At 43.6% G+C, this 9,245-nt stretch carries 9 protein-coding genes; all 9 read left to right on the top strand.

The annotated features are described in order from the left end of the window. Nucleotides 1-492: 492 nt before the first annotated feature. The 9 genes from pcaF to JMY06_RS11210 all read left to right on the top strand — a co-directional run bounded on the left by pcaF (nucleotide 493) and on the right by JMY06_RS11210 (nucleotide 9,017). On the top strand, nucleotides 493-1,701 hold the full coding sequence (pcaF, locus tag JMY06_RS11250; RefSeq protein WP_201618340.1) for a 3-oxoadipyl-CoA thiolase: 1,209 nt from the start codon (nucleotides 493-495) through the stop codon (nucleotides 1,699-1,701). A 2-nt stretch (nucleotides 1,702-1,703) separates the two neighbouring features. Then, a complete protein-coding gene (locus tag JMY06_RS11245) occupies nucleotides 1,704-2,876 on the top strand; it encodes an alpha/beta fold hydrolase (RefSeq protein WP_201618339.1) in 1,173 nt (390 codons plus the stop codon). Between the two features lie 60 nt (nucleotides 2,877-2,936). Then, nucleotides 2,937-3,668 (top strand): protocatechuate 3,4-dioxygenase subunit beta, encoded by a 732-nt coding sequence (gene pcaH, locus JMY06_RS11240; protein ID WP_413786917.1) that lies wholly within the window; start codon nucleotides 2,937-2,939, stop codon nucleotides 3,666-3,668. Nucleotides 3,669-3,671: 3 nt separating this feature from the next. Then, nucleotides 3,672-4,295, top strand: a complete 624-nt coding sequence (pcaG, locus tag JMY06_RS11235) for a protocatechuate 3,4-dioxygenase subunit alpha (RefSeq protein ID WP_201618337.1) — start codon at nucleotides 3,672-3,674, stop codon at nucleotides 4,293-4,295. Between the two features lie 90 nt (nucleotides 4,296-4,385). Continuing rightward, a complete protein-coding gene (gene pobA / locus JMY06_RS11230) occupies nucleotides 4,386-5,576 on the top strand; it encodes a 4-hydroxybenzoate 3-monooxygenase (RefSeq protein ID WP_201618336.1) in 1,191 nt (396 codons plus the stop codon). A 148-nt stretch (nucleotides 5,577-5,724) separates the two neighbouring features. After that, a complete protein-coding gene (locus JMY06_RS11225; protein ID WP_201618335.1) occupies nucleotides 5,725-6,396 on the top strand; it encodes a 3-oxoacid CoA-transferase subunit A in 672 nt (223 codons plus the stop codon). Then, nucleotides 6,396-7,043 (top strand): 3-oxoacid CoA-transferase subunit B, encoded by a 648-nt coding sequence (locus JMY06_RS11220; RefSeq protein WP_201618334.1) that lies wholly within the window; start codon nucleotides 6,396-6,398, stop codon nucleotides 7,041-7,043. Before JMY06_RS11225 ends, JMY06_RS11220 begins: the two co-directional genes overlap by 1 nt. 160 nt (nucleotides 7,044-7,203) lie before the next feature. Then, entirely contained in the window at nucleotides 7,204-7,731 is a 528-nt protein-coding gene (locus JMY06_RS11215; RefSeq protein WP_201618333.1) for a TRAP transporter small permease, read from the top strand. Then, entirely contained in the window at nucleotides 7,728-9,017 is a 1,290-nt protein-coding gene (locus tag JMY06_RS11210) for a TRAP transporter large permease (protein WP_201618332.1), read from the top strand. The genes JMY06_RS11215 and JMY06_RS11210 overlap by 4 nt, the downstream gene beginning before the upstream one ends. Nucleotides 9,018-9,245: the final 228 nt, after the last annotated feature.

Here is a 9,245-nt window from a genome sequence, read left to right as displayed (position 1 = left end):
GATGGCTTCAGGTGGCGAGTTAAATGAAATCAGCGAAGAGGCTATGGAACTAACCAGAGAGCAGTTTGAAGGCGGTGACGCGCAAGCGGGTGCTCAAGTTAGACTTCCTGAATGGCCAGCTTACTACCGATTGATGAACAGACTGGATCCAAACTGGGATAAGTAATATAAAAGAAGTGTAGGGTTTTTTTGAATTAAGCACACTTCTTTTTTGATGTAGTGAAGTTAAGGAAGTGAAAAAAGACCCAGACTTGGGTCTTTTTTTTATTTTAAAAAAATTACAGGCTATCGGTGATAGTTTCATTTTAAATAATTACTATATTTTAAATCATTCCTAAACGAATCTAAGGTAATAAAAACACATAATTAGATTGACAGAGTAATAGAAAAGGTATAATTTAATTCACTATAAGAACATTAATTCTAATGAAGAACAAATAAAACCAAACTAATTAAATTAAACGTTAATAATAGAGCCCCTAGGAGAGAAACATGACTGCAGTCTATATTTGTCATCCAAAACGATCAGCGGTAGGCCGCTATGGTGGCTCTCTAGCCGACATTCGTCCTGACGATTTACTTGCACAAGTCATCAAAGCGGTATTGGAAGATGCTCCTGACTTTAATCACAGTGCGATTGAAGATGTTTTCATGGGATGCGCGAACCAAAGTGGGGAGGACAATCGAAATGTGGCGCGCATGAGCAGCTTATTATCTGGTTTAACAGAAAAGGTGCCTGCAACCACTATTAATCGCTTATGTGGTTCTGGTTTGGATGCAGTGGGGACAGCTTTCCGTGCAATCGTCAGTGGTGAGATGGAATTAGCACTCGCTGGAGGTGTTGAGTCAATGACACGTGCTCCATTTGTGATAGGTAAGGCAGAAAAGGCTTATGATCGCCGTCAAACACTACAAGACACCACTATGGGCTGGCGCTTTATTAATAAAAAACTTGATGCAATGTATGGTACAGAAGCAATGCCACGCACGGCTGAGAATCTGGCGGAACAATTTAATATCTCTCGCGAAGATCAAGATAACTTTGCTTTATGGTCGCAGCAAAAAGCTGCACAAGCACAAAACGATGGTCGCTTAGCTGCTGAAATTACACCAATTACTATCGAGAGGCGTAAACAAGAACCGATCATCGTTGATAAAGATGAACATCCACGTCCAGACACGGATATAGCGGCATTAGCGAAACTACGCCCCTTATATGAGAACGGTAGTGTGACCGCCGGTAATGCTTCTGGCATCAATGATGGCGCTGCAGCAATGTTAATTGCAAGTGAAGCCGCCGTGAAGAAATACGGTTTGACACCTATGGCAAAAATTGAGGGCATGGCTACTGCCGGTGTGCTACCAACAATTATGGGTATTGGTCCTGTACCAGCTACTCAGAAATTATTAAAGCGCCTTAATCTAAGTTTAGATGATATTGATATCATTGAACTCAATGAAGCTTTTTCTGCACAAGCATTAGCTTGCTCACGCGAATTGGGTCTAGACGATCGTGATGCGCGCATCAACCCTAAAGGTGGTGCTATTGCTTTAGGCCATCCATTAGGTGCTTCCGGGGTGCGTATTTTGATTTCTGCTATCCATGAATTACAACGTACTAAAAAAGATCGGGCGCTCTGCACCATGTGTATTGGCGTTGGGCAAGGAATTGCCTTGATAGTTTCACGAGCGGGAGAATAAGAGTGGCATTTTTAGCGACAGACACACATCTTATTGCTTATCAAGATAGCAGTGAGGCGTATTTGCCCGCCCTTTTCATGGCGCATCCGTTAGGAATGAGTCGTGATGTTTGGGATGAGGTATGTGATCAATTACACGGACACTATCGTTGTATTCGCTGGGACCTACCGGGACACGGTAGCAGCGGAGTAGCACAACAAGGGGTATCAGCAGAAATACTCGCCCGTGATGTCCTCCATTTGGCAGATACTTTAGAGATTCAAAGCTTTAATTTTATCGGTACGTCAATCGGTGGCGTCATTGGTCAAAGCTTGTGTCAGATAGCACCACAACGTTTACAGCAAGTTTGCCTTACCAACACCGGTGCTGTAATCGGTACTAAGAAAGCCTGGACAGAGCGCGCTGAGAACGTACGTCGTTTGGGCTTGGCTGAAATGGCTGAAACGATTGTGCCGCGTTGGTTTTCGCCAGACTATGTCAAGCAGTATCCTGAAGTGCTACAAGGCTGGAAAATACAACTAGCACGCAGCGATGATGAAAGCTATGCCAAACTCTGCGAAGCCATAGCACAAGTCGACAATAGTGAAAAATTAGCAGGTTATGCCGATAGTATTGCTTTACTTGCCGGTTCAGAAGACGTGTCTACGCCACTAGCAGCTTTAGAAGGCTTGCAAACCGCTTTTCCTGATGCACGGTTGACAGTATTTGAAGGTTCGGGTCACGTGCCATCGATTGAAATGCCAAGTCAATTAGTCGATTATATTCAAACCAATGCTGCCCGCGCGACTATCGGTGAAACAGGCATTACCTACGAGCAAGGGCTAGTGCAACGCAAGCGTATTCTTGGTGAAGCGCATGTTGAACAAGCGACTAAAAATGCAACCACATTAGACAACCCATTCCAACAATTTATCACGCGCAATGCTTGGGGAGAGCTGTGGGGAGATAGCAGTTTAACCGTACAACAACGCAGTATGGTGACCACTGCTATATTAGCTGCGCTTGGACGTGATGGTGAGTTAGGATTGCATTTGCGCACTGCGCACCGCTTGGGCATTAGTGAAGTACAGCTGCGTCAGGTACTGATTCATGTGGCCATTTACGCTGGCGTACCAGCAGCCAATCACGCATTTTCTTTAGCCAAAGATAATGGTTGGGGTGAACCAATTTCTTAATATTGTATACATTAAAAATGTTCTATAAATAAAGTTCGCTTTATAAAAATGGAGATAATCATAATGAATCATAACTACCCTTATTTTCTTGCTCGTGATCGGGCATGGCAACCGGCACAATACACGCCAGGTTATAAAACTTCGATAGCCCGTTCGCCAAATCAAGCCTTGGTCAGTATTCAAAATGCCAGTCCTTCAGAGCGCAGTGGCCCCGTTTTTAACGGTTTAGAAATCGGTCAACATGACAATGATTTATTGATGAACTTTCGCGCAGAAGGTGCTCAAGCAGGATTGCCTATTGGTGAGCGCATCATTATGCATGGTCGGGTGATTGACCAATTTGGTAAACCAGTCGCCAATACTTTGGTTGAAATGTGGCAGGCTAACTCTGGCGGCCGTTATCGCCATAAAAAAGACAGCTATCTTGCGGCCATTGATCCTAATTTTGGTGGTGTTGGTCGTTGTATTACCGATGCTGATGGTCGCTATCGTTTCCGCACGGTGCGCCCTGGTCCTTATCCATGGCCAAATGGGGTCAATACCTGGCGTCCTGCCCATATTCACGTGTCAGTCATGGGTCCTTCGATCTCAACACGCTTGATCACGCAAATGTACTTTGAAGGCGACCCGCTGATTCCACTGTGTCCGATCGTACAAGTATTAAAAGATCCAGATGCTGTTGAAACGATGATTGCACGCTTAGATATGTCTATGAGTAAACCAATGGATTACTTGGCATATCGCTTTGATGTTGTCGTTCGCGGCGCATTACAAACCTATTTTGAGGAGTAAGACATGTATAGCCAATACAAATTACAAGATGAAACCGGTTTGTTGCGTGAAACAGCCTCACAAACGGCAGGTCCCTTTGTTCATATCGGCTTAGCGCTAGAGATTGCTGGTTTTGAGGCGCGTGCAGATGAGATATGGCAAGACTTGGCCAGTGAAGATGCTGAAGGTGAGCATATCGAATTGGTGGGTTACGTCTATGACGGCAATGGTGATTTGGTGCATGATGCCTTGATAGAAATCTGGCAAGCGGACAGCCAAGGCCATTATCTGGCTGATTTTGATAATAAAAAACCATTTCGTAGTTTTGGTCGTAGTGCCTGTGCTTTAGATGGACAGTTTTATTTTAATACTGTCAAACCAGGTCAAGTTGACTTTGATGGTAAGCCCATGGCCCCTCACGTCAATATCGCTGTTTTTGCCCGTGGTATTAATCTGCATTTGCAAACCAGAGCGTATTTTGACGACGAACTAGCAGCCAACGATAACTGCACAATCTTAAATGGTATTCCATCGACAGAACGTCGTAAGACCTTGATAGCGGTTAAAGAAGAAGGTGAGGGTAAACCTCGTTATCGTTTTGATATATGCCTACAAGGTGATGGCGAAACTGTCTTTTTTGACTTTTAAACTCAAAGCGTTTTGTAAACAGTAAACATATTTAATTAGCAGTTTTACTTAATTAACAATCGTACTTAATTAGACAATGAGAGGGATTTCATGACTAACAAAACTCAAGTGGCCATCATTGGTGCAGGTCCGTCTGGCTTATTGCTCGGTCAGTTACTCACTAAAGCTGGGATAGACAATGTTATTTTAGAGCGCCAAACCGCAGAATATGTTTTAGGACGTATCCGTGCGGGCGTTTTAGAACAAGGTACCGTAGATTTAATTCGTGAAGCGGGTGCGGGTGCGCGCATGGATGAAGATGGATTAATCCATACCGGGACTGACTTTAGTTTCCAAGGCGAGCACCATCATCTAGATATTGAAAAATATAGTGATGGCAAACATGTGATCGTTTATGGTCAAACTGAAGTCACTCGTGATTTGATGGCTGAGCGTAAAAAAGATGGTGGCACCACTATTTATAAAGCAGATAACGTGAAGCCACACGATATTGAATCAGACACGCCTTATATTACTTATGAACATAATGGTGAATCACTGCGTTTAGACTGTGATTATATTGCAGGCTGTGATGGTTTCCACGGTGTCTCAAGAAAATCTATCCCTGCAGACAAGATAGAAGAGTATGAGAAGGTTTATCCATTTGGCTGGTTAGGCTTAATGAGCGATACACCGCCAGTCAATGAGGAATTGGTTTATTGTGCCCATGAGCGTGGTTTTGCCTTATGTTCAATGCGTTCGGCAACTAGAAGTCGTTATTATTTACAAGTGCCTGACACCGATAAAATTGAAGACTGGACGGAAGAAAAGTTCTGGGATGAGTTAAAACTCCGTATTCCAGCAGAAATGGCTGAACGCTTAATCACGGGCCCCGCACTAGAAATGAGTATCGCTCCATTGCGTTCTTATGTCTGTGAAACCATGCAATATGGCAAGATGTTTTTAATAGGGGATTCTGCACATATCGTACCACCAACCGGCGCTAAAGGATTGAACCTTGCTGCGAGTGATGTGGAAACCGCATTCCGTCTGTTTGTAAAAATATATGAAGAAGGCCGTACGGATTTAATTCCTCGCTATCAAGAAGTATGCCTAGCACGGGTTTGGAAATCAGTACGCTTCTCATGGTGGATGACTACTCTCTTACATCGTTTTCCAAGTGCCAGTCGTTTTGATTTCCGTGTACAACAGGCTGAGTTTGACTACTTCATTAACTCGGAAGCAGGGAAGATGAACATTGCTGAGAACTATGTTGGGTTATCACTTGAAAAACTAGAGTAGACAATTCAGGTTTAGTAATTCTAATCGTTGAAATTACTGAGTATCACCAGCTTATTCACTCGAAATATTATGAGCTGTTGCTCAATATAGCTCGCTATTTCAGATGTACATACTTGTAGGTATAACCCATTTTACACAGGATGGTTCAATGTTAAATAAAGTGACGGAATCCACCGCTGAAGCCGTGAGTAATATCCATGATGGGGCAACCATCTTGATAGGCGGTTTTGGATTGGCAGGTCAACCAGCAGAATTGATTGATGCACTGATCGAGCATAATGCTAAGGATCTAACGATTGTTAGTAATAATGCGGGTAATGGTGATACAGGCCTGGCTTTGTTATTAAAAGCCGGTTGTGTGCGTAAAATTATTTGTTCTTTCCCGCGTCAACATGATTCGTATATCTTTGATGATTTATACCGAGCTGGAAAGATTGAACTTGAAGTAGTGCCACAAGGGTCTTTAGCGGCACGACTTGAAGCGGCTGGCAGTGGTCTTGGTGCCATTTATACGCCGACCGCATATGGAACCCTGCTTGCCGAAGGTAAAGAAACACGCACCATTGATGGCGTGAATTATGTATTGGAATATCCGATTAAAGGTGATTTTGCCCTTATAAAAGCTTTTAAGGGTGATCGCTGGGGTAACTTAACTTACCGTAAAGCCGCTCGTAACTTTGGCCCCATTATGGCCACGGCATCGAAGCACACGATTGCCCAAGTCAGTGAAGTGGTCGCGTTAGGCGCTTTGGATCCTGAGCATATTATTACACCAGGTATTTTCGTCCATGAAGTTGTGTGTATGGGAGCAGAGACATAATGAATAATTATACACCCTGGTCGGTTGATGAGATTGCCAAGTGGGTTGCTCAAGATATTGAAGAAGGTATGTATGTCAATCTAGGGATTGGTCAGCCAACGAAGGTCGCTGGCTTCTTACCTGAAGATAAAGACATTTTTTTACACAGTGAAAATGGTGTTTTAGGGATGGGGCCTGAACCTGCCGAAGGTGAAGAGGATGGCGATTTAATCAATGCGGGCAAACAATACATCACTCTACTTGAAGGCGGTAGTTATTTCCACCATGGCGATTCCTTTACTATGATTCGCGGTGGCCATATTGATTTATGCGTCCTTGGTGCCTTTGAAGTAGCTGAAAATGGAGATATTGCCAACTGGTTCTTAGGTCGACCAAAAGATATTCCCGCAGTGGGTGGCGCAATGGATCTAGCCGTTGGCGCTAAGGAAGTCTATGTGATGATGGATCATGTCAGCAAGAATGGTGCGCCTAAAATTGTTGAGACACTCAATTTACCTATCACTGGTGAAAAATGTGTCGATCGAATCTATACTGATTTAGCGGTGATTGACGTTACCGATCAGGGATTGATGGTTCGTAAGATGGTCGCTGGTTTAACTTTTGATGAGTTACAAGCCAATACGGGTGCTAAGCTAATACAACAATGATTTAGAACACGACCCAAAAGCAGTAAAATATCTAACCATCAAGAAAGGATTCTAAGATGAAAATAAATCTATCTTTTGGAGCAGTGCAAGCTGCTCTGCTTACCATATCTAGCTACTCCAATAGCATTTCATCAGCTTTTGATGAGGTAGGAGATGTCACATGGTATTTTTAGTCAAAGTCAGTAATTTTATTTCAAGGTTATGTCAGTTCATTGGTGGTGTCAGCTTAATCATCATTGTTGTCGCCACTATTGCAGATGTTGCCACTCGTTATTTATTCAAGCTCACTGGTGGTGAGCTTGGGTTTACTATTAAAGGTGGTGTGGAGATTGTCTCCTATTTCATGCTTTTTGCATTGCTCGCCGCCTTTGCCGCCTTTGTGGAACGTTCCCAGATTATAGTAGACGTTTTTACCCAAAAAATGCCGCAGTCTATTAAAGGGTACATGATGGGTGCCTTCATGATGGGGTTTTTCTTAATAGGTATCGTGTTCACATGGGGACTGTATGAAAGTGCAGTCGATGCCGTCCATTTCGGTAAAGTGACTCAAGATCTTAGAATCTCAATGATGCCCATTTACGCCTTAAGTTCGTTCTTAAGTGCCTTGCTCGCTATTCGAGCCCTTATCGAATCCATCAATATTTTCAAAACGGGCGAGTTTTTTGACGCCGAGGAGACAGGCGCATGAGTCCAGAAATTATTGGTGCTATCGGTTTAGTGTGCATGATTTTATTAGTCGTCGGGAGGGTACCTGTTGCCTTGGCGATGTTAGGAGTGGGTTTGGTAGGCTTTGGTGCCGTAACTGCACCTAGTAACGCCCTGCAGATGTTAAAGGATATCCCAGTAGATGTCTTAGCAAAATATGATTTTAGTGCCATTCCTCTATTTATATTAATGGGGGTATTCGCCACTCATTCTGGTATGGCGACCAAACTATTCGACTCTACTCGTACTATATTTGGTGGCGTTAGAGGTAGCCTTGGTATTGCTGGTATTGGCTCATCAGGCATCTTTGCTTCTATTTCAGGATCCTCGTTAGCGACTGCGTCTACTATGGCTCGAGTGGCATTGCCACAAATGGAAAAACATGGTTACCAGCCTGGTTTTGCCTGTGGGGCTTTAGCTGCTGGTGGTACCTTAGGGATCATGATTCCACCGAGTATCGCGCTTCTTGTCTATGCTATCTTGACCCAACAATCAGTTGGCGATATGTTTATTGCTGGGTTTTTACCGGGTATCTTAGGCATAGTGATGTATTCTATTACGGTTATGATTATGGTGCGCTGGAAGCCGCATCTGGCTCCACGCGGCGAGAGAACCTCGTGGAAAGCTAAGATACTGTCCTTGACAGGGCTTATACCTTTTAGCTTTATTTTTATTGTTATTATCGCGGGTATTTTCTTTGGCTTATTTACTCCCACTGAAGGGGCAGCCGTAGGTGCCTTCGCTGCTTGGGCCTATGCCTTTGTTAAAGGCATGAGACTGGATGGGCTAAAGCGCTCACTAACTGAGACGTTGGCGTTATCTGCCGTGGTATTCTTTATGCTTTTAGGTGCAGAAGCGCTTGGTTATTTCATTTCTGTATCGCAAATGTCTAACACGCTAGCAGCGTGGATCGGTGGCTTAGCCGTTAGCCCTATGATCGTTTTAATCTGTATCTTGATCATGTACTTTTTGCTTGGGTTGTTCATGGATGCCTTGGCCATGCTAGTTATTACCATTCCGGTAGTCTATCCAATTATCTTAGCGCTAGGCTTTGATCCCGTTTGGTTTGGTATTATTGCAGTATTAACCGTAGAGCTCGGGCTTATTACACCCCCAATGGGTATGAATATCTTTGTGATTAAAGCGGTGGCACCGCATATCAAGCTTGCTGATATGTTTCGCGGGGTGGCGCCCTTCATTGTCTCTGACTTGATTCGATTAGTCATCTTAATAGCGTTCCCAGTAATATCGCTTGGGCTATTAAGTTAAAAATAGTCTGTGATAGCGATATAGATAGACTATGGGCATCAATGGTAAAGCCTCATAAATGCTAAAAAAGGTATAACATGGCAAAAGTCGGCGTTCCGCGTCGGCCTTTTTGGCTACCAAGGACATCTTTTTATTCATGAGAACTGAACATATTTCCTCTAATACACGCCAATCACTGCTGACGATATTTTGGCCTATGATAGTGATTGCCGGATTGGCACTGACGCT

Source organism: Psychrobacter urativorans (genome assembly GCF_904846675.1).
Classification (GTDB): domain Bacteria; phylum Pseudomonadota; class Gammaproteobacteria; order Pseudomonadales; family Moraxellaceae; genus Psychrobacter; species Psychrobacter urativorans_B.
This window is presented reverse-complemented; position numbering and strand designations above follow the sequence as displayed.